This is a genomic window from Legionella sp. 227 (assembly GCF_043161935.1).
In the GTDB taxonomy this organism is placed as follows: Bacteria; Pseudomonadota; Gammaproteobacteria; order Legionellales; family Legionellaceae; genus Legionella; species Legionella sheltonii.
In genome coordinates, this window is sequence record NZ_CP171154.1 from 1,242,276 (window position 1) to 1,265,978 (window position 23,703).

A 23,703-nucleotide genomic window follows, 5' to 3' on the forward strand; every position below is an offset into this window, starting at 1 on the left:
CGCTTCATAGCATCAAAAAACTCTCTCGATATGGTTTAGCTAGATAAACGTATCAAGCGAATTACATGAGCGGAGTAGGCATTTTATGAGGATCACGTTGATCGATTTTGGGCTCTTGAGGCCCATACATTCTTATCCCTGATGAAGATTTTTGGTGCACCGTATTTAAATTGGGCATTGAACTTGCGAGAGTACGTTCCTTTTTTATAGAAGCCACACTTCTTGAGGTAACCCCAGCGGTTTTCTTGACAACTGTTGGCGTGGGGGCAGTGGGTGTATCGATGTGACAATCGCATATGCCGCCGATGATTGCACCAACTAAAGGGGGGATGATTAGAGCTAATCCCAGGGTAAGTTTTGAAAGTAAAATGGTGATAATGATGCCGAGCAAAATACCTGCAAGAGTACTGCTGTGTCCATCGTTCAATCTCCTCATAAAAGGCTCCCAAAAACCTGGAGAATTCCTTAGCGCTGATTTTGTTTTGTCAGTGAATTTTAAAGCAGGTGATTTATAGACGATCTCAGTTTGCCCCGCGGATTTGGTGCATAATTTCCCGATCTCTGTCTCAGATTGTGTTTTCAGTTTTCTAAAAGTTTCCTGTCGATATTGATACAACTGGGTGAAAATTCCTGTCGTACTTTCATGGTGTTTGGTTTCTCCTGGTGGGGGCGTCATGCCTCCAGGATCGGGATTTGCTCGCGATACTTTAGGTTGAATTAAACCAATTCGTGCATTTTGTCTTTTAAGTTTTCTTAATGGCTCCTCCTTTACCTCATTAATTGGCGATGTCTGCAAGAGAATATTTTCTGCTTCTTTAATTTTTTTGATGTTATTCTCGCGAAGTATAGGCATCAACTTATAACTGTCATCAATCCATTTTTTGAAGTTATTGAAGGAGTCCCAATTCTTACTGGATAAAGTGGTTTTTTCAGGAACTTTCGAAACTAAATGATGCCAACGTGTGAAAAATTCAGTTGCGACCGCACAAATTTGCAAAAATTCACGTTTAGTAATGATACCTTGCTCATATTCGCTTTTTCCATCCAAAACCTGTTGCAATGTACTTTTGACTTTAGCAAGGTGTCTTGGGTAATCTAAACCGTGCCACTTTATTTGGACATCATTCCATTTAGTTTTGATGGGTTTGAAGGGATCTGTTACTTCAACGGATTTATATCCAGCAGCTTTTTCGTGAGTGGTGTAGCCCGGGCCAACATGACGAATAGAGCTGTATATTCCTATCGCGCGGTCACTCCTATCAATGACACCAGGACGAATTCCCGCGTTATAAAGCAATGGTTCAATCTGCTCCAAAAGATTGTTGTAGTCTTTTTCCTTGCCTTCTTCGATGTAAATGGTAATTTGCATGCCGTTGAATACACGTAAAATATCCTGAATCGCTTGATTTTTATCGTGTAGCGTCAGGTTACGCTGACTTAAAAAGGCTTCGCTGACTTTTTTCATCTCTTCTAGCATCACTTGCGCGGGTGCTAATCGAGTTGTTTTAAAACAGGGAACTTGTTGCGCGAGTAATATAGGGCAAATAATATCCCATGCCTTCCCAAGGTCATAAGGATGGATGCTTAGATGAATCTTCCAATGGGATTCTTCATACCCTTCACTACGACCAAAATTGGATACAAAATGTGCAAAGAGGATCGAATCGGCGATTTTTTTGGGGAGAATCACCGCTCCTGTTGCATCGCGTTCATTGAGCGCACTCCAGGGCATGGTGGTGCCGCCAATATGTGCTTTATGATTACCAAGAATGATGGTTTTTGATTCCAAACAAATTTCGTTTAATTCAGAATACGGCATGATTAAAATAGCGGCAGCTTGTTCCTTGAGTTGCCCAATATAATGCCTTTACCAATCTTCTTCAATCTTTTTTGTTCATTTGAGCAAATTATTAACCATTCGATTTGTGAGGCTAATCGATAGAGTTTGAGGAGAAGCAAAAAACTGATTTTTGCCATCTCAAAGTTTCAGTAGCGTCGAATGCATCTCTCCAAGTTTCATACCAGTGAGGCATTGATCAAATACGGTGTAATTATCATGTGGGCCTGTGTTAATGATAGGAAACACTATATGGTCGAAAAGATGGGCGCGTTTTTCAATTTCCTCAGCGTATATCTGGGCCACTACTGATGGATCATTTTTAAATGCCCCACAACCCCAGGCCCCTAAAATAACGTGTGTTTTGTTTTCAATGATTAATGTATCTAATTGGGCCGCGATCCGTCTCCTCAAGTCAGTGGTGTATTGTTGCAAAGCCTTTGGAGCCAACTCGTGGGGTTCAATGGAAAATTCTGGGGCTGCTGATCTTAATTCATAAAAGGGGAAAATAGTGGAGGGATGAAGAAAGGAATAACTCAGGCCACTGTCTGCAGCGAGTTTGCTGGACCCTTCGTCATCAAAACCAGAGGTCACAGGTACTACTTCTGGTCCTCTGAAACATATTCTGGGGTGGCGGTTAAATAATACTTTATAGGCTATGGCATCGGCCTGGCTGTTGTGTTGCTTTAAGGCTTCATATTCTTTATCCGTCATTTTGATCTTGGCTTCTAATAATTTTTTTGCCATATTCGTGTAGCGAAACGTCATGGTGGCTTTATCTAGATAAATTATTTTGTCCAGTAAGGATTGAGCACAGGTGCTGCGATGCCACATATTTTCTTCTTGAGCACTCCCACCTTCCAAAGCAGCCCCTCCGGGGAATTCAGGATTAGCCATATTAAGTACAGAATAAGTGACGCCATGTCTTTTGGTTGCTTCAAGTGTTGCAAGGCCCCAATCTTTAGGGACGACTTCAACTGATTTGGGAGGGGATACTTTTTGTTGTTCCCATTGACTTAAGTTAAATTGTGCTTGTGTATGAAGTTCTTTGAGTTTGTTCGTATCAATGATGTAATCTAAGGTTTTGCCCATACTTTTATGCCGCCATCTTTCCCCAGTAAGGCTGCCTCGGACAAAGCTGGGTTTATGTGCCGCATGTACTTCTTTGATTAGAGCCGGGGCTTTTGGTACTCGTCTAAACAGCGTTCTTGATAGCATGTCACAATCCTTAATTTCGGGTCCTCATTTTTCTGCCTGGTTGGTTCTCTTTTAAAAAACTTCAATGCAGATGGTTTTTACTATGGGATTTACTTTTTAATTATAGAATACAGCAAGGCGATCGGATTGTTTGAATTCTCATGCTTTGAGAAAAACGTTCGAAACATAGTAAGTCTGCTAAAAATTTCTCCACCTGATTTGACTGATCGAGAACAGCGCCTGAAACACCGGGTAGCTTAGGTCCACGTTCATCATCCCTAATCCTGAAATTGCTGCCATAAGTGGTTACCCATCGTTAAGTACGAATTGACTTAGATAAAATTTCAAACGATTTGAGAATTTGCTCTGGTGTATGCATCGCAGTAATAAAAAAGCGTAAGCGAGCGGAATTTTCAGGAACTGCGGGATAAATAATCGGCTTAACATTTACGCCACGGCTAAAACATTGCCTTGATGTATGAATGCATTTTTGTGAGTCACCCAAAATAATCGGTAAAATGGGGGTATGCTCATTTAATCCTATATTAAATCCATAGTTAATGGCGGTCTTTCTCGCTAATTGACTTAAATCGTTTAACCGGCTAATTCGTTCAGGCTCTTTTGCCATGGTTCTTATCGATGATAATGCAGCGGCTGTATTAGCGGGGGGGAGCCCTACTGAAAATACAAATCCTGGACAGGTGTATTTTAAGTATTCAATCAGTTCCTTGGTACCGGCGATATATCCACCGCAGCTTGCAAAAGCTTTACTTAAAGTTCCCATCCATATTTCTACATCCATGGGATTAATGCCATAGTGTTCAGCAATCCCTCTACCGTTTTTCCCAAGAACGCCCATGGAATGAGCCTCGTCTATCATGAGCCAGGCAGCATGGCGGTTTTTTACCTGAATAAAATGATTAAGAGGGGCGATATCACCATCCATACTATAAATACCTTCAATAACAATTAATACTCTTTTATAAAAACCTCGATCTTTAGTTAAAATAGTATCAACCGCCTGCCAATCGTTGTGAGGGAACGCAATGCGGGTGGCTTTAGAATAAACCGCGCCGAGTACCAGACTGTTATGGGCAAGCTCATCATGTAAAATCAAGTCATCAGGTCCATAGAGATGGGCAATAGTCATAACGTTTGTAGCATGGCCACTCGTAAAAACCAGGGCATCTTCAACACCTAACAGTTTTGCTAACTCATTCTCTAGTTCTTGATGAATTATCTTTTGTCCTGATACGAGTCGACTTGCAGAAACAGAGGTTCCATATTTTCTAATTGCATCACAACTTGCGGAGATAATCTCTGGATGAGAAGCTAAACCCAGATAATTATAGGAGGTAAAATTAATATATTCTTTTCCATTAATGATACAGGTATTTTCAGATATTCCTTGTTGGGCATCAAAAAAAATATTATCCCCTAACTGTGCTTGCATGTTCTTTAGATGAAGGTAAGGAGGATAGGTTTTAAATTCAGTATAATTCGCTTCAGTTTTTTCTATTTTCTTTTGTTTCGTTTCTGAAAAACGATGCAGCTTACTGAGATCAGGCTTTAATTGTTGTTCCTTAATACACTCGAATAGATAGCTGGCAAGCTCTTGGGGATTCTCGAAATTAATGATTAACTCATTATCAATTTGCATGTGAAAGTCATCTTCAATATTGGCAATGAAGTGTTGAATATGCAAAGAATCAAAACCAAAACTGATTAATGGAGAGGTTATATCAATATTCTCCTTAGGCTGGCTTAGAATGGTTGCTATATTTTTTTGTAAATAATCCTCGATGTCACGAATACTTAACTGATCTTTACTCATCATCTTTTCATCTTCCTGATTGCCATACATAAAACGCATTGAGTTCATTGTCAGCCACCAATTTTTTAATGATGTTTCTTCTCAACTTGCCACTTGTGGTCTTAGGAATTTTCTTGGGTGGTAACAACGCAATGAAATGAGGGGTTAAGCCCAAACTAGAACTAATATTTACTTTTATTTTATTTACAATATCTTCAAGCTCTTGCTCGGAAAAAAGTTGCTTCACTTCGGCAACAATGGCTAATTGTTCGGAATCACTGACATTTATTGAAAATGCTGCGATACAGCCTGTTCTTAAGCGAGAATCTGATGTGGCAAGAAATATTTCAATATCATAGGGATAGTGATTTTTTCCATTGATTATAATGAGCTCTTTTATTCTTCCGGTGATGTATAAATTATCATTGTATAAAAATCCCAAATCTCCAGTTCTAAGATATTTCATGGCCTCCGAATTTGTTAAATCAGCATGAAATGTTTCTTTTGTTACCTCATCATTTTCCCAATAGCCAGTGGTAACACTAGGCCCTCGCAACCAAATTTCTCCGATTTCGCCTTCGGCACACTTTTTAAAAGGGGCTTTAGAGGCAATAATTATGGGGACCATGGGCTTACCACATCCAACTAGAACAGTATGCTTATTATTTTCAACATGGTCCGCCAGGACTACTTTATTTTGACGCAAAGACTCCACATCAACTTTTAAAAGTTGCGGATGGTCATTCCCATTTTTGTGACCACTGACAAATACAGTGGATTCTGCCAAACCGTAAATTGGATAAAAAGATTTTTTTTGGAAGCCGTATTTACTAAATTTGTTATGGAAATTCGTTAAAGTTCTATGATGAATATATTCCGCCCCATTGTATGCCACCCGCCATGAATCTAATTGCAAGTTGTTGCCAATTATCTGTTCATCAATTCTTTTTTCACAAAGTTCATACGCGAAATTTGGTCCGCCACTGATATGTGCTCCAAAATCAGAAATTGCTTTTAGCCATAAATAGGGATGCCTTAGGAATGTAATGGGAGACATCATAAAAATGCGGAAGCCTGCATATACAGGGAATAACAAATTACCTATCAGCCCCATATCATGATAGGGAGGCAACCAGGAAACCATATGTTCATTGCTGGTTTTACCGATTGTTTCATAGACTAAGCTCAAATTATCCAACAGATTTCCATGTCGTACGATGACGCCCTTAGGCATGGCAGTTGATCCTGATGTATATTGCAAATAGCACATATCTGAGCTTTTAAGTAATACAGGCTTATATAAATTTGCCATATCCACTGATGCTTTATTGATATCCAGCCAGCGAAAATGGTGAAAATCCCATTCCATTAAATGATTCACCTGGGTTGAGAATTTAGTAACAAATTTTTGAATCAAGGGGATGGAGGCAAGATTTTTTATGAATCCCAGTTTTTTTATTTTTTGTATGATCTCTGTATTTGATAAAATAATTGAGGGCTGCGAGTTATTAATAATTGCCTGTAATTTTTCAACAGTACTTTTATCAAACGGGGGATAAGCAGGTACAGCAAGTACTCCCGCAAAAAAGCACGCCCAAAAAGTCACTATGTAATCCATTCCTGGTGAAAAAATCAACAAGGCTCGGTCTCCAGGTTTTACGTATTGTTGAATTAATGCAGCTAAGGAATGGATTTTTTGTTGCAGTTCGCCGTAGGTTAGTAACTCACTGTGTTCAAACAATCCCGTTGAAGAGAAGTAATACAATGGAGCTGATGGGTTCATAAGACAACGGTCTGTGAACAGCTCAACCATGCTTTCGATTTTTTTCTTTGAGTTCATCAGAGTAGCCAAATAGTTTTCAAATACAAATTACATTACAAATTATCGGTATCTTAGTTTGCTCATATTTTATGAGTGTAGTCGTTTTTTTTAATTGCTCAAGAAATGAACAGATTTTTTTTATGAATAAACGTAGACCAGGATTAAAACTGGCCTACATTTGAAGGGGGTTAGAAAAGCAATTTAAATCAAATATACATTGAATTTCGGATTTCTTCGAAGCGGTTGCTCTCTTGTTCTTGCATTTCTTCGGCAGCTTGTTTCTCCGCTTCCTCTTGTTGTTGTTGCGCTTTTAATTTGCTAAGTTCAATCATATTTTGCAATTTTAATTCCTGTAAAATTGCAGCTAATAAAAAGTCAGTGGTAGTCTGTAAACTTATTTCTTGAATGGGTTGTTGTCCTTCCTGTGGGTTTTGAGTTTTCTGTAAAGATGATGGGGATCTTTGTTTTTGATGAAAGAAAAGTTGTGATTTTTGATGAGTATCAGGTTGTTTTCTTTTATTATTTCCATTTACAAAAGCAACATTTGTGTCTTTTTTACCCATGGTGATCTCCTTTTCCTATGAGTCCCTTTCAGATTAATATAAATCTTGAGTAAAATGCAATTCTTTTTTTCAAAATCACCAAATTTTGACGCTTATGGGTTATTCTGCTCATCTTGGCTATTTATTTTATTTTTCGTTTCGTTTTTTTATGGCAAGTCATTGCTGTCGGTTGGGCATTGATTCGACAAGTCAGTATGAACGCTTAGCATGTTCAGCCCCAAATTTTTGGGGCTCAGTTGGCGCAATGCATTGATCGATTGTTATCAATCGATGCACCTAGCATTTAGACTAATTTCAAAGTCGATGCAGCAGAATGAGTATCTCCAAGTTTCATACCATTAAGATATTGTTCAAATATGGCAAAATTATTATGCGAATCCGTGTTAATTATAGGGAATACAATATGGTTGAAGAAATGGGCACGTTTTTCAATTTCCTCCCCATAAATCTTTGCCACTATAGAAGGATCATTTTTAAATGCGCCACAACCCCAAGCACCCAAAATTGCATTGGGTTGTCCTTCAAGAATTAGTGTATCTAATTGGGCTGCGATACGCCTTCGCAAATCCGCCGTATATTCTGCCCGAGCTTCTTGCGTTAGTGCGTGGGGTTGGATGGCAAATTCAGGGGCTGCTGATCTTAATTCGAAAAATGGGAAAATCTCTGATGGCTGAAGAAATGAATAACTCAAGTCGCTGTCTGCAACACGAGTTGCTGATGTAAAATCACTAGAATCAATGGGCAGAGTTACTTCTGGTCCCCTGAAACATATTCTAGGGATTCGGCTAAAGAGTACTTTATGTCCTGAGGAATCCGTTTCTCCTACCTGTTTTTTTAAGACCTCACGTTCTTCATCAGTCATTTTAATCTTGGCTTCTAGCAATTTGCTTGCGGTATCATGGTAGCGAAAGGTCATCGTGTCTTTATCGACGTATATTATTTTATCCAGTAAGGATTGAGCACAGGTGCTTCGATGCCACATATTTTCTTCTTGGGCACTTCCGCCCTCCAAGGATGCACCCCCTGGGAATACTGGATTGGCCATATTGAGTACAGAATACGGTTTACCATGCTTCCTGGTTGCTTCAAGTGTTGCCAGCCCCCAATCTTTAGGGATTACTTCAACCGATTTTGGTGGAACTAATTTTTTTTGTGCCCATTGAGCTAAATTAGATTGAGCCTGTTTGTGGAGTTCTTGGAGTTTATTGGAATCCGCGATGCTATCCAATGTTTTTTCCATGCTTCTATGACGCCATCTACTTCCAGTATAAGAGCCGGTGAGGATATGGGGTTTATGAGCGGCATATACATCTCGAATTATAGAAGGAACTTTCGAAGATGTGGGTCTAAATAGTGCAAACTTCGCCATCATTTTTCTATCCTTAATTTCTAATACTTATACTCTATTTTTGGTGTTCTGCTTTTAAAAACACGGTGACGCCGTTTTAATTAAGAGTTCACTTCGAGATAGAATAAAAGTAAGGTCAAATTCCATAAGCACACAACAGCTTTGAGTGGTATCCGATTGAATTTCCATAATCCAAATAGCACTCTTGATTTTTGTTTTTATTGATAAATTTTTTGAACATGCAACAAGATGGGTAACTCTCCAATAGCATTATTCTAAGCAATTGCATCCTTCCTTTTTACTTCTTGATTCAACATTGAGTAAGTTGAGTCAAAATGAGTAAACCAGAATGCTCAAAAAAAGTCAACTGTGTTTTTTTACCCTAGACAGAAGTTTATTTAATGAGCTGCGGTAGCCGCCCAAAGCTTGATTTCACCGTTTCTGCAACTAGGAATTTTTAGAGTTCTTGTTAAATCAAACACTTATTTACTGAATATTTTATCTGCCTATCCCTCAGTTGATTTTATAGGGAAAGCGTTGCGCGTGGGAGTAATCTTAATTTTGTTTTTAGTCGAATAAATTTTTGTTATTTCTGCGCCAATAAAGAAAATTTGTGCTGCATAATAAACCCAAATTAGAAGGATTATTAAAGAGCCTGCCGCACCAAATATTGAAACAATGTGAGCGTGATGTAAATAGAACCCAATTAATACTTTTCCTAAAATAAAGAGTAAGGAGGTACTTAAGGCGCCTACCCACACATTATTCCATTTAAGTTTGACGTCGGGTAAATGTTTAAACATCAGTGCAAAAACTAGGGTGGCGATGATAAAAGAAAAAAAGTAACTCATTATTAATTCAGAAAAAATATTAATACCTATAAAATAGTGAATTCGACTGCTTAAGGCAGCGAGTAAGGTAGTTATTACCAAAGAAATTAACAGTAACAGAGCTGAAATCAAGACCATAGAAAAGGATAGAAATCTACTTTTGATGAAAGCAAATCGTTTTTTATGGGGATTTGATTTAACTCCCCAGATAATATTTAATCCCGCCTGTACTTCACTAAAAATACCTGAAGCGCTGAATAATAAGATAACAATACTAACGATTTGTACATTTAAGAAAGTTGTTGGTAGGGTCATATTTTTAATGATTCCTTGAACTTCTAAAGCAACATCTTCCCCTACTAAAATAGTTATTTGGGATACTATTTGGCTTCGAGCCACCTCTTCCCCAAATAATGCGCCTACTATCGTAATACTGATTAATAAAATTGGGGCGAGGGAAAATAGGGTATAGTAGGCAAGGGCAGCTGCAAGACTTGCAACTCGATCTTCTCGCCAATTCGTATAGACTTCCTTTATCCACTTTAAGACTTTGATCATGAATGATTTACTCAAAGAATATTTGGGGGAGTACTTACTTCCTATTGATGCATTCAGTTTGTGATTAAAAAAATCTAAGAGCAATAGCAATTCTCGTTTTTTTTCAACGAAAGTAAATCTGGCACCACTTTTCTCATAACAAGGAATCAACGTTCTTCGATGCCTCTGCAAGCAAGCACACAACCGCCTATGCGTGTTCTCTTAACAAAATAAGCATGAATTATTGGTCTATAATTATACTATGTTGGTCTTGTGTCATCACTCATGAAAATTGATCAAGAGTCCGTAAATGCTCTGTGTGGTGAGAGTGGCGAAGTAGTGGTATTTGGCTTTGGCAAATATGACTATGAAGAGGTCTGTAATGGAATCAATGCAAATAATGGAATCAAAGCCTGTCATTCTGACGATTACGATTTCAAGCACAACGAGCTAGGTAAAGATATTCCCTATTCTATGTACCGTCACTTTAAGATGATTCTTAATGATTTAATTCTGGACAATTATAAAAGAAAAAAAGAAGGAAAACCCATAGTTCCTTTAATTTTTGTTGTTGGTAAGAGTGATGAAAGTTGTGATCCACAGCAAATTGCGAAAAGAGATGAAGGCCCTGATGAAAAATGGGTTACTCTAACCGAGTTACGTAGGGTCTATAAACTCACAACGGAATTTGGCACTGAATTTTCTCAAGTTGCTCGGGATACAGTTAAATTTGTAAGCCTGGATACACAGTCTCATCTAACCAAATTAAAACCTGTTTCACCTTTTTGGGAAAGCAAGGACTGGAGCCACGATTGGCAGCAACGAAAAGAAGACACACAGCTAAGACATAACCGCTTGATAAAAAACAGCATTTGGCGGTCCAACCTGCAAGAAAAGATCCAAGAAATAGATAAACTCAATCCTGATGAGGAAAACAAAGGGGAAAATAAACTATAAGTTTAACCTCGAATCTTCATCTACAACAGTTGCGCCGCTTGTATTTTTCTTTTTTACTGAATTAATTCATAATCAAAAATCTTGTTCATTCTATCAAAGGGACAATCATGTCATTAGGACTATCAATAGATTATTTAACCGGCGCAGTAAAGATAACTAAAAATCATTTTAATAGTGATGATTTTATTTTGCGTAAGCCTCGTACTGTAAGACAAATGTTTTTTCAGCCTTATGAGTCAAAAGAAGAGTACATTTATTGTGCACGGCATACATTTTTACCCATGGCACAGATTCTTTGGGCCATAATAGATCCTACGATAATGGTCACTATACCTGCTCTTGTTAGCAGTTTGTTAATCCTATGTTGGGTCTTAGGGGGAATCAATAAGTTGTGTGGTAATGAAGATGGTGCAGCGTTTTTCTTTAATGCCGCAGAATATATTTTTAAAGATTTTTGCCAGTTCCTCATCGATCTGGTCGTTTACCCATTATCCGCGATTATCATGTTCAGCCGCGGGATCTCAACTGGATTGCACGCTGTCGGAATCCTTAGCGGAGATGGTGATGAAGTTATTGAGGAAGCACCCTCTCTATCTGTAGTCTAGGGGATGTGTTTCGCCGCAGAAATCACTAGAATTTGAAAATTACCGATTTGGTGTAAGGGGACTCAGCAGTTCATTGCAAGTGTCCCCGTAATTGGGAAAGAGACTATAAGTAGCCTTATTTTGTAAGCCTTAAGTGCAGTTAAGGACGGGGAGTTAAAGTATTCCTTGTTGACAATACGATCGCTCTGTTCTGAATTGATGATAACAATACTGATATAAACCGAAAGTAATAAAAGGGGCGGAAAATACGTCAATGCTATAATGGATATGTCCAAGCAATACGGTTAATGAAAAGAATACGGTGGCGCATAAACAAATGATACGTAGTAGCATGTGTCGCCAAAAGATCATGAGCATCAGGCAAGGCCCGCCTACGTGTCCGGAAAAAAATAAATCCCCATCAAATAATATATAAGAAGCCAAATGCGGCGGAATACTTAATAAATTCTCAGGCGGTCCTAAATGCGTCATGCAAATGAAGACGCTGCGAACAAAGATGAACACCGCGGCTGTTTTGGTCACGAACGGCAACCATTGGGGTTGCATTAATAAATAGATAATGAAAACAAGCCAAAAAATAAGTGCAGCATGGATATGCAAAACATTCACATCCCATAGAGGTAAGTGATCCAGGAATAAATCAGATACCGAGGATCCTGCCATTCGTGTGGCATATAACCCCGCATAATGTATGACAACAAAACTGGTAATTAATAATATCGCGCCGGTCATCAAGTAATACAAATAATGACGGTCTTGGCATAAGGTGCGGTATTGCAGAAAGACGTTTCTCATGAGCGGCTCACTTTACGATACAAGGCTTCATACTGCTCGAGGCTATGCTCTATGTCATGTTGGAGTGCGAGTTGACGGCTTGCCCGTCCCATGGCCTGGCATTGTGCTTGATTCGATAACATGTTCATCAGCAATTGCGAAAGACCTTCCACATCATTTTCTGCAAAAAGATAGCCATTGATTCCTGGTTGTACCAGCTCTGGTAACGCCATGGCATTGGCTGCCAGAATAGGGAGTCCAGAGGCAATTGCCTCGAGTGTGACAATGCTTTGCAATTCTGCCGTGCTCGCAATCACAAAGCAATCAGCTAACCCATAAATGAAAGGATACTCTGCATCGGATAGATAACCTGCAAAGGTCACATGCTGCGTCATACCTAACTGTGCGACGTGTTGCTTTAGGTGGGACTCGTAAGCACCAGTTCCTGTCAATACAAAATGAGCATCTACGTGGTTTCGTGCCTTTGCAAATGCGGTTATGACCATGGGTAAATTTTTTTCCTGATCTAAACGGCCACAATATAATAAGATGGGTTTGTTGGGCAGGCCTAAGCGATGACGTAAGGGGCGTGCTTCTTGATGGGGGCGAAATACATTAAGATTGACACCGCATGAAATCGCATGCACGGGGAATCGGTTATCCAACGCTTCGAGTAACGCTGCGGCGGTTTTTGTTGGCGTTGTTACTGCATCAACTTGACGCAGCATGTCTAAAATGGGGCGCCAGCATCGGCGTGCAAACCAAGGTTTAAGGTATGAGGGCAAATGCGTATAGTGGAAAAAATTTTCGGGCATAAAGTGATTCGTCGCAACCATTGGGATCTGGAGCTTTTTTCCAAGACGAAAACAGATGCTACCTAAAAAAAATCTTCCCTGGAGGTGAATAACATCCGGCTTAAAGGTCCTTATCGCCTGTTCAATTCCTTTGCGAATGAACAGAGGCCAACACACGCGAAATTGTCGATATATCCACACAGGCCAAGAACGAACGCGATATAAATGAACACCCTGATATGTTGTATACTCTTGTCGCACACTTCGCGAAGGGCAAATCACCAACACTTCATGGCCCCGTTGTTGTAGCTGCAGGGCGAGACGATGTGTGAAATATGCGCCCCCGTTTAAATCAGGGGGATAACTATCAAGCACAGTAATAACGCGCATTCTTCACTTTTTTGAAAAATAATGCGCATCATACCAGAACGGATAGTCATGTTCAAATCACGTTGTGCTTTAATGATTCATTTTGATTTTATTTTATATTTCTTGATTGGGCTCTACCCCAAATAAGGGGGCATTTTATATAGGGCAATTTTATAAAAATGGTATATCCAATCAGGGTGGTTCGTTAAAAGTTCTCTTGAGCAATCCTCATTGTATATTTTTACACCTGTGGGGTCAGGCCTTGAATTGTGAATTACAACCACGTGCCAATAAAAAACTGGTACAACTCACAATTCAAGGCCTGACCCCATTGAGGCTCTACTAAAAGGGCACTTTAATCAAATTGGTCTAGACTAACTCCTTGATTTTGCTATCAAAAAGGAGATTAAAGTACCTATTGAAGAATCTTATCCTAAATGTACTTGGATTTTTCAGAGTAAAAGTGAGCGGAAATTCTCTTGGTTCAAACTCGATCCATTGTCTTTAATCAGCTTTATTAATCTTTTTTGTGATTCATTTAATTCTATTTTTAACCCTTCAAAATGAATGTATATCACCAATTTCATGCGTGGATGGTAAATTTACAAAATTATCTTCATTTTCATAATAACCTTTAGCTTGTTCGAATTAGCAAGCAGTAATCAAGATATAGTATCTATTCGAATTGATTGCTATAGTTTTGTCATTATATCAATAAATTAAACAATAAAGCTTTATGCCTCATTTTTTTAAAGCGCTAAATCCTTTATCCAGGTCGTCAGGTATTAACTATCGTAACAAGCCTATGCTCCATGTATTAATGCCTGAGGAAATACCCGATCTGTTAACTCACGAATTTATTCAATTACAGTGGAATAGAGATTTATGCTGGTATGAAACTATCGATGCAACATATGCATGTTTGGTCGGTGAGCATTATGATCATCCACCTTCTGCTTCTCAAAAAGCGGTGTTTGAACAAATATTGACAGCTTTTTTTCGTCCCTATCTGATTCCTGTAATAGTAGGTTCCGAAATCCATGCTGTTTATAATCGTAAAACAGGGGTCAAAGGCGCATTGGATTTTTTAATTTTTCCATTGGTAGCACGTAAATTAATTGCTGATACCTGGTTAGAAGAGAGAAAGAATACACCCATAATTAATGGAATAGCCTGGGCAATTGCAATTCCCCTCGAAGTGCTAAGACATTCGCTGGCTATAGCATTAACTATTGCCATGATTCCTATTGTTTCTTTGATACATATATTCAGAAGCTTAATTAATACTTTCTCAAATGTACCTTTACAGGAAAATGAAGAAGATGCTATTGATTTGATGCTGTTCTAAATTAAAACCATCGTAGCGATTGTTTTGAAAATGGCTTATGGGTTTAGAAATTTTGATTAGTGCACCTGTGGGGTCAGGCCTTGAATTTTGAATTCCAACCACGTGCCAATAAAAACCGGTACAATTCACAATTCAAGGCCTGACCCCATTGACGTTCTGACTTCTTAACGGAAAAAGGAATTCGAGTGAGTGTCATTAATCCCTTTCAAATTAAGAGCTTTGCCAAAGCCTCCCTAGCACGCAATAAAAATGATACGATTGATGCAAAAATCATTGCCCAATTTGGTCAACGTATGGAACCCCGCCTTTATCAGTCAAGCTCTATAGAGCAAAAAGAAATAAGAGAGTTAACTAAAGTATTGGATATGCTAAAAGCCCAGGTCATTCAATTAACGAATCAACTACATAGCCTTAAGGGACATGCAGCACAGAAAAGCGTCAAGAAAATGATTGAGAAGCTGGAACAAGAAATTAAAGCCATTCAACAACAAATTGATGAACGCATTGATAATAATAAGCAGCTTAGAGAGCAATTTGAATTATTACTGTCTATTAAGGGTATTGGAAAACTTACTGCCTATCAGATATTGGCACGTATGCCTGAAGTACAATGCTTCCAAACAGCAAAACAATTCGCTGCCTATATGGGGATTACTCCCAAACAACATCAATCAGGTTCTTTTATCGGCAAAACTACGATTTCGAGACTCGGTGACAGCCGATTAAGAAAGGCTCTTTACATGGCTGCTTTAGTTGCCAAACGTTACAATAAATCGCTGCTTCCTTTTGCTAATAAACTTCAAGCGAAAGGCAAAACACCGAAAACAATCATTTGTGCTGTGATGCGCAAGTTAGCTCACATTATTTTCGGTGTCTTAAAAAATAAGCAAGCTTTTAATGAACATTTAACTTGCTTTTAAAGACAGTATCTATGCATTTCGTCGAAATGCCTTATAATTTAATCCTTAATAATCATATCGGCAACATGATTAAATGTTGGCATTAAAGTGCCTATTGTAATGTCTTCTTTATCTAGCAATTGTATTAACTTCTTAGCTTCTGACTTTTGTAGAGTTATTTTAATTAAATTTTTTTTCATTTCATGTTTGAAATTATTACTTTGAGAAACTCGTTTTTCAAAAGATGAAATTAAATCTGGCCATTCACCATGCTTAATATAATAGAAATTATCATCGGGCATTAACGTTAAAACTGCTTGTTGAGTATACAAAAAATCGTGTTCTGAAGGTAAAAACTTATTAAATAGTTCAATTACGGTACCATCATATAAATCAGCGTTAAATGGATTTAAAAGTGTACTTGGATTAAACGCCCATACACATATTTTATTTGATGGGTTGCGGACTCCTTTTGTTTTTTCGTTTTCGTTCACTTTCCAACAACTAAAAAAAGCAGCCACCCATGGTTTATATGTCCAATCTAATAATCTCGTTTTAATCCCAACATGTTGTGCTGCACATATTAAGTTCCAATCAATTTCATTTGTCGTTAAAAAAGAAGTATCAAAGGATCCAACTTCACTAAATAAAAATCCCAAATAATTATTAATGTGCCTTACTAAAAATCCGCCATAGTTAATTATTTGTTCAACAGTTCTGTCAAGTGGTAATGAAGCTGTTAAATCTTGATCTTGAATGGTGGGTTTGCCAAAAGGATAATAGTTGGTTATAGGCAGTCTGACCCTAATAGACTCTGAAGTAAATTTTTCAATAAAATATCTTTCAATTATTATTTGTTTTAAGACTTTCGATAATCTTTTGCTCATGGCAGAGCTAAATTCAACTTTAATGTTATTACCATTAACGGGATTAATCAAATTTAAAGGAGTTTCTTTTAATGTGTTTTCAACCTCCTGAAATGATTTATGAATTATTTCATTTGTTTTTGCATATTCATTAATATTGAAGTTATCTCTGAAGACAGAGGGTTTTAGAGAGTAGTTATGATTATTATGTCCTCGAAAGATCCACGGATAAAATTGATCATTGCTTAAACACCATTTTGAGTTACTTTTTCTTAGCAGCTCAATATATTCGTCTGCTGAGTTACACTCAATTAAGGTATATATTTGATCGTCCTTGTTCATAAATATAATTGATTGTTATTTTTTTAATTATAGCAAATGTAGGCAATAATCGGTCTACGTTATGTCGACATGAAGGCCCTAGTACTGTGCTTATGATTTAGAAAACCGCCCAGATTTATGAGTTATGTGTGTTCTTGATTAGTACCCCTGATTTGGGGAAGAGCCCAGTATCTTACCTCAAACTTCGACACGTAAAATTTAAGGTTTGATTGATTTGCGCCAAAACCCAGACTGGAATTGGCTCCCCGGACAAGACTCGAACTTGTGACCTAATGATTAACAGTCATCCGCTCTACCGACTGAGCTACCGGGGAATAGGGTCGGAATCTTAAAACGATTCTGATTGAGGGTCAAGTAGATTTAATAAATAATTTTTTAAAATTTGTTTTATTTGCGGCTTTTTGGGTGGCAGGATTACATTCTACATGTTCCATTTAGTAGAAATTCCCTCTCCAACTTGGGGGAGAGGGGTAGGGGTGAGGGAATTATTTGCAATTTAATTCCCTCATCCGCCCTGGCGGGCACCTTCTACCCTTGTGGAGAAGGGATTTATCTAACTGCAAAAACGTTGTAGACGGTTTAATGCGTCTTGCAGGATTTCCATGCTGGTTGCAAAGGATAAACGGATGCAGCCTTCATTGCCAAAAGCAGAGCCAGGTACTAACGCCACGCCTTCTTTAGCGAGTAATTCTTCTGAGAATTCAAGGTCATTCTGATAACCGCGTTGTTTAATGATTGCTTGTACGCTTGGGAAAATATAAAAAGTACCATCCGCTGGAATCACTTCTATTCCAGGTATTTCTTGCAATCTGGACGCGACAAAATCATGTCTTTGGCGAAAGGCTTTAACCATTTCGATGACGCTTTCATTGCTGCCTGATAGTGCGGCTACAGCGGCCCTTTGGGCAATAGAGCAAGGATTTGAGGTTGATTGGGACTGGATGGTTTTCATCGCATTCATTAACGGCAGCGGGCCTGCTGCATAACCGATGCGCCATCCTGTCATGGCATACGCTTTGGATACACCATTTAAGACAATCGTTCGCTCATATAATTCGGGGCAGGCATTAAGAATGTTCGCAAAAGGTTGGCTCCAAAGAATGTGTTCGTACATGTCGTCGGTAGCAATAATAATTTGCGGATGCTTTTTCAAGACCTCGGCTAAAGCTTTCAACTCATCCAATGTGTATGCTACTCCGGATGGATTGGATGGGCTATTTAAAAAGATGAGCCTCGTTTTAGGGGTGATGGCTTCTTCGAGTTGCTGGGCGTTGATTTTGTAACGTTGTGCCGGGGTTGTAGAAATAATCACCGGGGTTGCTTCAGCCAATAACACCATATCGGGATAAGAGACCCAGTATGGCGCAGGAATAATGACTTCATCACCAGGATTAAGCAGCGCTTGACAGAGATTGTAACAGCTTTGCTTGCCGCCAACGGAAACCAAAATTTGATTGAGCTGGTAATCAAGGCCGTTATCTTGTTTAAATTTATTTTTAACTGCTTCTTTGAGTTCAGGTATACCGTCAACTGCAGTATACTTGGTGTACCCTTTATTAATCGCAGCAATAGCGGCTTCTTTAATGTAATCGGGTGTGTCAAAATCGGGTTCACCGGTACCTAAATTAATAACATCATGCCCTTGAGCACGCATTTGGGTGGCCTTTGCTGCTACGGCCAAAGTAGGTGAAGGCTTAACTTTTTGCACGCGTTTTGCTAATGCGATATCCATTTGTTGCTCCTGTGCGATATACTAATAAGATATGAAAGATTTATTTAAACTATATGCCGATTATAAGCCCGCTGGTGACCAGCCGACAGCCATAGCCTCATTAATTGACGGCTTAAAATCCGGTTTATCCAAACAAACCCTTTTAGGGGTTACTGGCTCGGGCAAGACCTTTACTATAGCACATGTTATTCAATCCATGCGCCGGCCTGCCTTAATTATGGCGCCCAACAAAACGCTTGCTGCTCAGCTTTATGGCGAATTTAAAGCCTATTTCCCCGACAACGCGGTCGAATATTTTGTTTCCTACTATGATTATTATCAGCCAGAAGCTTATGTGCCCGCTTCAGATACCTTTATTGAAAAAGATTCATCCATCAATGAGCACATAGAACAGATGCGTTTGTCTGCAACCAAAGCCTTAATTGAACGTAAAGATGCGATTATTGTCGCAACGGTATCGGCAATTTATGGTTTGGGTGATCCGGATTCCTATTTGCGTATGGTATTACATCTTTCCCGTGGAGAACAATCCGATCAGCGTAAAATTTTAAGACGACTTGCTGAAATGCAGTACACGCGCAGCAACTTGTCCCTGGAACGGGGGCAGTTTCGCGTGCATGGTGATATTATTGATATTTTTCCAGCCGATTCAGAGCGCGACGCGGTACGCATTGAATTATTTGATGATGAGGTTGAAAACATTGCTCAGTTTGACCCGCTCACTGGTGAAATTTTGCAACGTTTCCCCCGGATTACGATTTTCCCTAAAACCCATTATGTGACCCCTCGTGATCGTATTTTGCAAACTGTCGATTGGGTCAAAGAGGAGTTACAAGAGCGGCTGGCTGAATTTAAGGAGCAAAATAAATTAGTTGAAGCCCAACGTTTGGAGCAGCGCACTAATTTCGATCTGGAAATGATGTTGGAGTTGGGCTATTGCTCGGGTATTGAAAATTATTCCCGTTATTTATCTGGGCGTGAGGCGGGCGAACCACCGCCAACTTTATTTGATTATTTGCCTGAAGAGGCATTGCTGATTATTGATGAGTCTCATGTTACCGTGCCCCAGATTGGCGGTATGTACCGCGGGGATCGTTCGCGTAAAGAGACGTTGGTGCAGTATGGTTTTAGACTTCCTTCGGCCCTGGATAATCGACCGTTACGGTTTGAAGAGTTTGAAGCACGCTCACCACAAACGATTTATATTTCAGCTACTCCAGGTTCTTATGAACAAGAACATTCTGATAATGTTGCAGAACAAGTAGTACGCCCCACAGGTCTTGTCGATCCTGAGGTGGAAATTCGACCAGTGCGTACTCAAGTTGATGATTTAATGTCAGAAATTCGTCAAGTGATCCAACAAAATGGACGCGTTTTAGTGACCACTTTAACGAAACGCATGGCAGAAGATTTAACGGATTATTTAAATGAGCATGGCGTTAAAGTACGTTATTTGCATTCCGATATCGATACGGTGGAGCGGGTGGAGATCATTCGCGATTTGCGCTTAGGTGTATTTGATGTTTTGGTGGGGATCAATTTATTACGTGAAGGTTTGGATATGCCCGAAGTGGCTTTAGTTGCAATTCTTGATGCAGATAAAGAGGGTTTTTTACGTTCTGATCGCTCTTTGATTCAGACCATAGGGCGGGCTGCGCGTAACGTGAAGGGACGTGCCATTCTTTATGCGGATAAAATCACAGGCTCCATGCAAAGAGCGCTTGATGAAACCGACCGAAGACGTGAGAAGCAAAAGGCATATAATGAAGCGCATGGCATCACCCCCAAAGGGATTAGCAAATCCATAACAGACATTATGGAAGGTGCTTATCAAGGAAAACGCAACATTGCTGTTGCAGAACCCAGTCCAGAATATTTGCACTGGTCAACTCAAGAATTAGTAAAACACATCAATACCTTGGAAAAACAAATGTATTTGCATGCCAAAAACATGGAGTTTGAAGCAGCAGCCAAGATTAGAGATGAGTATCTTTTATTGAAAGAGCAATTGATGAAGTAACGTCATTAGACACTCGATACCAATCACGACTATTTACCAAGATTATTAGATCGGGCGACGAAAATTCTGCATTCCCTCAGATTTTTGCATCTCAAAAGAAAGGAGCCCGACAGACATGGATTATGAACCCTGAGGTTCAAGTGGGTAGCGAATGAATCGGTTCAGGCTTCCCACTCCAAGGTGGGCTTGCACAACGCCGATTTCAGGATGCTTCCCATGCTGTTAGCATTGGTTCTAAAATCTCTCGCTATCGGGTTAAGCTGATTATACCATGGCCATCTCGATGAAAGTCAAGAATGGCCTGGTGCAGACTTAAAAAGTATGGGGGCGCTCACCTTCCTGATCTTCATTTTCCTTTTCTTTTTTAGAAGACAGCATTAACTCACGAAATCGCTGACTACTGTTTTGAATGGAATCTTTTAATGAGGTGTGTATCCGTTCAAAAAGAGGAGTAACTGCATTTTGCATTTTTTCTACAATAGAAGAAAGTTTACGTTCCGCCTTGTCTTCATACCGGGCTACCAGATTTTTTAGGTGATCTAACTTGTTTTGTATCCGATTTTTTAAGTCGTGAAAGGCCTCCTCTATTTTCCGCGTTTGTTCGCTTCTTTTGGGAGGCACTACTATTCCCAAGTGAATTAATTTTTTTAACTTTGACTTAGAAAGTAAGGTACTGGCTTCAGGAAGCGCACCTCGAGTTTCACACTGCTGTGACGCTTTATCTTGAGCTGTTTCTATCTCTTTTTTTGTTTTTGTGGCTAATTCCTCTCGGTGTGCTTCCATTTCCAGGGATAGGGTGTTGTCAGGTTCAGAGGGTTTGCTTGCTGCTGCTTTAACACAGTTCGAAATGATTCGTTCCATGCCGGGTAATGTATCACAGCCTCTCACGATTTTTCCTTTGCTATCTAAAATAAATGGATTAACATCATCCGTAGAAAAGGTAATATCAGTCACGGTGAAATTCAAAGGAACGTAGGTATTTTCACGCTCACAACGCCCTCTAATCGCTGCAAAATTCTTTGCATCGTTTTGCAATTCACCGAGTTTTTCTAAAACGTGCTGTGCATGAGTTGATAATCCTTCTTTTGTCTTTGCCAAGCGAAAGATAGGAGTTTGTTGTAATGCTCCAAAAATGGGAAGTGCCGCATCATAATGTTTATGTGCCATCAGTTTTTCAGTGATTAACAGATAACGCTCCATCACTAAGGTTCGTTCATCCATCGATTCTCTAGACAGTATGTCTTTGAGTACGAAATCCGCTATTTTATCATAGCGCTGAAAAAGAGCTTTTTTACGTGTATCGTCTACGAGCATCTTTCGCCGTGCCGCTTCGATGTAATAATCCAGTGGCATGGTTTTCATCTGTTCGATTGCAGCGATTTGTTCAGCGGCTTCTTTTTTGACTTGCTCAATTAACGGTTCATTTTCAGGAAGTTCTTGCTGTTTTAGTTGCTCTATTTTTTTGTCTCGTTCCGATTCAATGGCTTTGATGGTCAGTTTTTTCGCCTTTTGATATCCATCTTTCTCTGCTGCCTGAAACACCTGTTCTTCAAAAATACGGCGTTCGCCTCGGACGTAATAATCGGGTGATATTACTTCCATCTGTTGAATTGCCTTGATTTCTGCGGAGGTTTCCTGGTTAACTTGTTCAATCAATTGATTTCGTTCTGCTTCAGTAAGTACCTTTTGATTTATATCCCTTATTTTTGCGAATGCTTCAGTCTGAGCCAATTTGCTAGCCATCTCCCTGGCTAATTGAAGACGGTCCTCTTGGGCATTAATCGCATCAACCTCTTTGGCAGTTGCCTTATTGACTTGCTCAATCAACTGCTCCTGTTCGCCTTCAGGCTTGTGTTTTTTTATGTGCTCTATTTCTTGAGCTGCTTTAGCCTGAATTAGATTGATGGTTAGTTCCTTGACGAGATGAAGGCAGTCCTTTTGTTCTTTAATTGCAGTGATCTTTTTTGCGGTTTCCTTATTAATCGCAGTGAGCTTCTGTGTGGCTTCCTCGTTGGCGTTTTCAATCAAGTCTTTCTGTGTCTCTTCAGGCTGCCCTTGTTTTTTTATTGCCTCTATTTTCTCTTTTAGTTCCGCTCTTATTTCCTCTCGCGCTTGAGCCGCTTCAGTCTCAACCCTTTTGATGGCCATTTCCTTTGCTTTAGTACTGTCTGTTTTCGCTGCTTCAAGACCTTCTACTCGAAAATACTGATTTAAGTTAAGTACATCTATAATGCTTTTAGCGTAAGTTTTTGAGCCTTCTGCGGCGATGGCGGCAAAGGTATCCGCCATTCTGTTCATCAAGTGGCGATTAATATGCTTCATCGCTCTTAATTCCTGGCTTTTTAACGATTCAGCCTGAATCAATAGTGCATCAAATGTTTCTCGAAAGGTCGCAAAACCGTGGTGGTCTATCAACTTTTGACATTGCATCTGTAAATCACCAATTTTAGTGGGTCGGAATTCAGCAATAACGGTGCGTAGGGCAGTTTGAAGATCTAATTCAAGGAGCTTTTCCACTGCAAGTGATGGAGTGTCTTTCTTGCCCTCTTGAAGTTCACTTAATTCAGCCAGATCATCATCTAGACCATCCAAAACAGTTTTTTCTTCTTCAGAGAGGGTATCAAATGATTTTTCTAGTTCTTCCATTAATTGATTAAATTCTCGAAGAATTTCATCCATCCTTTCTCGTGGGAAATCTAATGCGTCATAAGCCATTTCTATTACCTTAATCTGTAAAGCGACCTGTATCAAAGTATAGATAAAATAGAACCTGTTTGCCTTTTAATTGCCTATTTTGTAAAGAAAATAAACTATAGTAGATAAAATATGAGCCCTAGGGAATTGATTTCTATGAAATAAGCGACATACCAGTAAGCCATTCAGAATGAGCCATTTGATTACCCTGGATTTTTCGTTTACCATGCAACCGCAATTCTTTTTTGAAATTTTGTTCAAAATGAAGATCACTCAACACTTCAATTCATGTTCACTCAATCTATTTGTTGATATTCTCCTGCAACGAGGAATCGAGACGAATACGATAGTGTTCT

At 39.2% G+C, this 23,703-nt stretch carries 17 protein-coding genes, 1 tRNA gene and 1 other RNA gene; 5 read left to right on the forward strand and 14 right to left on the reverse strand.

All coding sequences use genetic code 11. The features are described 5' to 3' along the window. Positions 1 to 61: 61 nt before the first annotated feature. From ACF8MK_RS05345 to ACF8MK_RS05375, 7 genes are all read right to left on the reverse strand, one after another. Positions 62 to 1,819, reverse strand: a complete 1,758-nt coding sequence (locus ACF8MK_RS05345) for a hypothetical protein (RefSeq protein ID WP_392538478.1) — start codon at positions 1,817 to 1,819, stop codon at positions 62 to 64. Positions 1,820 to 1,978: 159 nt separating this feature from the next. After that, positions 1,979 to 3,055 carry a poly(ADP-ribose) glycohydrolase domain-containing protein gene (locus tag ACF8MK_RS05350; protein ID WP_265703708.1) on the reverse strand — a complete coding sequence of 359 codons (1,077 nt, stop codon included), beginning with the start codon at positions 3,053 to 3,055 and terminating at the stop codon, positions 1,979 to 1,981. 295 nt (positions 3,056 to 3,350) lie between these two features. Next, positions 3,351 to 4,916, reverse strand: a complete 1,566-nt coding sequence (locus tag ACF8MK_RS05355) for an aminotransferase class I/II-fold pyridoxal phosphate-dependent enzyme (protein WP_392538479.1) — start codon at positions 4,914 to 4,916, stop codon at positions 3,351 to 3,353. Further along, complete coding sequence (locus tag ACF8MK_RS05360; protein WP_392538480.1) at positions 4,876 to 6,687, reverse strand: fatty acyl-AMP ligase; 1,812 nt, start codon at positions 6,685 to 6,687, stop codon at positions 4,876 to 4,878. Before ACF8MK_RS05360 ends, ACF8MK_RS05355 begins: the two co-directional genes overlap by 41 nt. A 188-nt stretch (positions 6,688 to 6,875) precedes the next feature. After that, positions 6,876 to 7,232 carry a hypothetical protein gene (locus ACF8MK_RS05365; RefSeq protein ID WP_392538481.1) on the reverse strand — a complete coding sequence of 119 codons (357 nt, stop codon included), beginning with the start codon at positions 7,230 to 7,232 and terminating at the stop codon, positions 6,876 to 6,878. 283 nt (positions 7,233 to 7,515) lie between these two features. After that, positions 7,516 to 8,604 (reverse strand): poly(ADP-ribose) glycohydrolase domain-containing protein, encoded by a 1,089-nt coding sequence (locus ACF8MK_RS05370; protein WP_392538482.1) that lies wholly within the window; start codon positions 8,602 to 8,604, stop codon positions 7,516 to 7,518. Positions 8,605 to 9,086: 482 nt separating this feature from the next. Next, on the reverse strand, positions 9,087 to 9,968 hold the full coding sequence (locus ACF8MK_RS05375) for a YihY/virulence factor BrkB family protein (protein WP_392538483.1): 882 nt from the start codon (positions 9,966 to 9,968) through the stop codon (positions 9,087 to 9,089). 264 nt (positions 9,969 to 10,232) lie between these two features. On the opposite strand from ACF8MK_RS05375, the gene ACF8MK_RS05380 reads away from it, so the two are divergent. Together ACF8MK_RS05380 and ACF8MK_RS05385 are read left to right on the forward strand one after the other, a co-directional pair. Beyond that, positions 10,233 to 10,904 carry a hypothetical protein gene (locus ACF8MK_RS05380; RefSeq protein WP_392538484.1) on the forward strand — a complete coding sequence of 224 codons (672 nt, stop codon included), beginning with the start codon at positions 10,233 to 10,235 and terminating at the stop codon, positions 10,902 to 10,904. Positions 10,905 to 11,011: 107 nt separating this feature from the next. After that, positions 11,012 to 11,509 (forward strand): hypothetical protein, encoded by a 498-nt coding sequence (locus ACF8MK_RS05385; RefSeq protein WP_392538485.1) that lies wholly within the window; start codon positions 11,012 to 11,014, stop codon positions 11,507 to 11,509. A 153-nt stretch (positions 11,510 to 11,662) separates the two neighbouring features. Here ACF8MK_RS05385 and ACF8MK_RS05390 read toward each other — a convergent pair whose 3' ends face one another. Together ACF8MK_RS05390 and ACF8MK_RS05395 are read right to left on the reverse strand one after the other, a co-directional pair. After that, positions 11,663 to 12,304: a phosphatase PAP2-related protein gene (locus tag ACF8MK_RS05390; protein WP_392538486.1), complete on the reverse strand. Its 642-nt coding sequence runs from the start codon at positions 12,302 to 12,304 to the stop codon at positions 11,663 to 11,665. Then, positions 12,301 to 13,467: a glycosyltransferase family 4 protein gene (locus tag ACF8MK_RS05395; RefSeq protein WP_392538487.1), complete on the reverse strand. Its 1,167-nt coding sequence runs from the start codon at positions 13,465 to 13,467 to the stop codon at positions 12,301 to 12,303. The genes ACF8MK_RS05390 and ACF8MK_RS05395 overlap by 4 nt, the downstream gene beginning before the upstream one ends. Positions 13,468 to 14,182: 715 nt before the next feature. Between ACF8MK_RS05395 and ACF8MK_RS05400 the strand changes: the two genes are divergently transcribed. Together ACF8MK_RS05400 and ACF8MK_RS05405 are read left to right on the forward strand one after the other, a co-directional pair. Continuing rightward, positions 14,183 to 14,794: a hypothetical protein gene (locus ACF8MK_RS05400; protein ID WP_392538488.1), complete on the forward strand. Its 612-nt coding sequence runs from the start codon at positions 14,183 to 14,185 to the stop codon at positions 14,792 to 14,794. A gap of 185 nt (positions 14,795 to 14,979) precedes the next feature. Then, a complete protein-coding gene (locus tag ACF8MK_RS05405) occupies positions 14,980 to 15,714 on the forward strand; it encodes an IS110 family transposase (protein WP_392538489.1) in 735 nt (244 codons plus the stop codon). Positions 15,715 to 15,752: 38 nt separating this feature from the next. Here ACF8MK_RS05405 and ACF8MK_RS05410 read toward each other — a convergent pair whose 3' ends face one another. The 3 genes from ACF8MK_RS05410 to ACF8MK_RS05420 all read right to left on the reverse strand — a co-directional run bounded on the left by ACF8MK_RS05410 (position 15,753) and on the right by ACF8MK_RS05420 (position 18,633). Beyond that, positions 15,753 to 16,901 carry an FRG domain-containing protein gene (locus ACF8MK_RS05410; protein ID WP_392538490.1) on the reverse strand — a complete coding sequence of 383 codons (1,149 nt, stop codon included), beginning with the start codon at positions 16,899 to 16,901 and terminating at the stop codon, positions 15,753 to 15,755. Between the two features lie 238 nt (positions 16,902 to 17,139). Continuing rightward, a tRNA-Asn gene (locus ACF8MK_RS05415) sits at positions 17,140 to 17,215 on the reverse strand. A gap of 239 nt (positions 17,216 to 17,454) precedes the next feature. Then, on the reverse strand, positions 17,455 to 18,633 hold the full coding sequence (locus tag ACF8MK_RS05420) for a pyridoxal phosphate-dependent aminotransferase (RefSeq protein WP_392538491.1): 1,179 nt from the start codon (positions 18,631 to 18,633) through the stop codon (positions 17,455 to 17,457). A 31-nt stretch (positions 18,634 to 18,664) separates the two neighbouring features. On the opposite strand from ACF8MK_RS05420, the gene uvrB reads away from it, so the two are divergent. Continuing rightward, positions 18,665 to 20,653 (forward strand): excinuclease ABC subunit UvrB, encoded by a 1,989-nt coding sequence (uvrB, locus tag ACF8MK_RS05425; protein WP_392538492.1) that lies wholly within the window; start codon positions 18,665 to 18,667, stop codon positions 20,651 to 20,653. Between the two features lie 99 nt (positions 20,654 to 20,752). Here the strand turns inward: uvrB and ssrS are convergent. Beyond that, positions 20,753 to 20,913, reverse strand: a non-coding RNA gene (gene ssrS / locus ACF8MK_RS05430) — 6S RNA. Between the two features lie 52 nt (positions 20,914 to 20,965). After that, on the reverse strand, positions 20,966 to 23,368 hold the full coding sequence (locus tag ACF8MK_RS05435) for a RasGEF domain-containing protein (protein WP_392538493.1): 2,403 nt from the start codon (positions 23,366 to 23,368) through the stop codon (positions 20,966 to 20,968). Positions 23,369 to 23,703: the final 335 nt, after the last annotated feature.

Bases quoted from the DNA above. Each gene is read 5' to 3' on its own strand.
- ACF8MK_RS05345 (WP_392538478.1), bottom strand. From the start codon at position 1,819: ATGCCGTATTCTGAATTAAACGAAATTTGTTTGGAATCAAAAACCATC.
- ACF8MK_RS05350 (WP_265703708.1), bottom strand. From the start codon at position 3,055: ATGCTATCAAGAACGCTGTTTAGACGAGTACCAAAAGCCCCGGCTCTA.
- ACF8MK_RS05355 (WP_392538479.1), bottom strand. From the start codon at position 4,916: ATGAACTCAATGCGTTTTATGTATGGCAATCAGGAAGATGAAAAGATG.
- ACF8MK_RS05360 (WP_392538480.1), bottom strand. From the start codon at position 6,687: ATGAACTCAAAGAAAAAAATCGAAAGCATGGTTGAGCTGTTCACAGAC.
- ACF8MK_RS05365 (WP_392538481.1), bottom strand. From the start codon at position 7,232: ATGGGTAAAAAAGACACAAATGTTGCTTTTGTAAATGGAAATAATAAA.
- ACF8MK_RS05370 (WP_392538482.1), bottom strand. From the start codon at position 8,604: ATGATGGCGAAGTTTGCACTATTTAGACCCACATCTTCGAAAGTTCCT.
- ACF8MK_RS05375 (WP_392538483.1), bottom strand. From the start codon at position 9,968: ATGATCAAAGTCTTAAAGTGGATAAAGGAAGTCTATACGAATTGGCGA.
- ACF8MK_RS05380 (WP_392538484.1), top strand. From the start codon at position 10,233: ATGAAAATTGATCAAGAGTCCGTAAATGCTCTGTGTGGTGAGAGTGGC.
- ACF8MK_RS05385 (WP_392538485.1), top strand. From the start codon at position 11,012: ATGTCATTAGGACTATCAATAGATTATTTAACCGGCGCAGTAAAGATA.
- ACF8MK_RS05390 (WP_392538486.1), bottom strand. From the start codon at position 12,304: ATGAGAAACGTCTTTCTGCAATACCGCACCTTATGCCAAGACCGTCAT.
- ACF8MK_RS05395 (WP_392538487.1), bottom strand. From the start codon at position 13,467: ATGCGCGTTATTACTGTGCTTGATAGTTATCCCCCTGATTTAAACGGG.
- ACF8MK_RS05400 (WP_392538488.1), top strand. From the start codon at position 14,183: ATGCCTCATTTTTTTAAAGCGCTAAATCCTTTATCCAGGTCGTCAGGT.
- ACF8MK_RS05410 (WP_392538490.1), bottom strand. From the start codon at position 16,901: ATGAACAAGGACGATCAAATATATACCTTAATTGAGTGTAACTCAGCA.
- ACF8MK_RS05420 (WP_392538491.1), bottom strand. From the start codon at position 18,633: ATGGATATCGCATTAGCAAAACGCGTGCAAAAAGTTAAGCCTTCACCT.
- uvrB (WP_392538492.1), top strand. From the start codon at position 18,665: ATGAAAGATTTATTTAAACTATATGCCGATTATAAGCCCGCTGGTGAC.
- ACF8MK_RS05435 (WP_392538493.1), bottom strand. From the start codon at position 23,368: ATGGCTTATGACGCATTAGATTTCCCACGAGAAAGGATGGATGAAATT.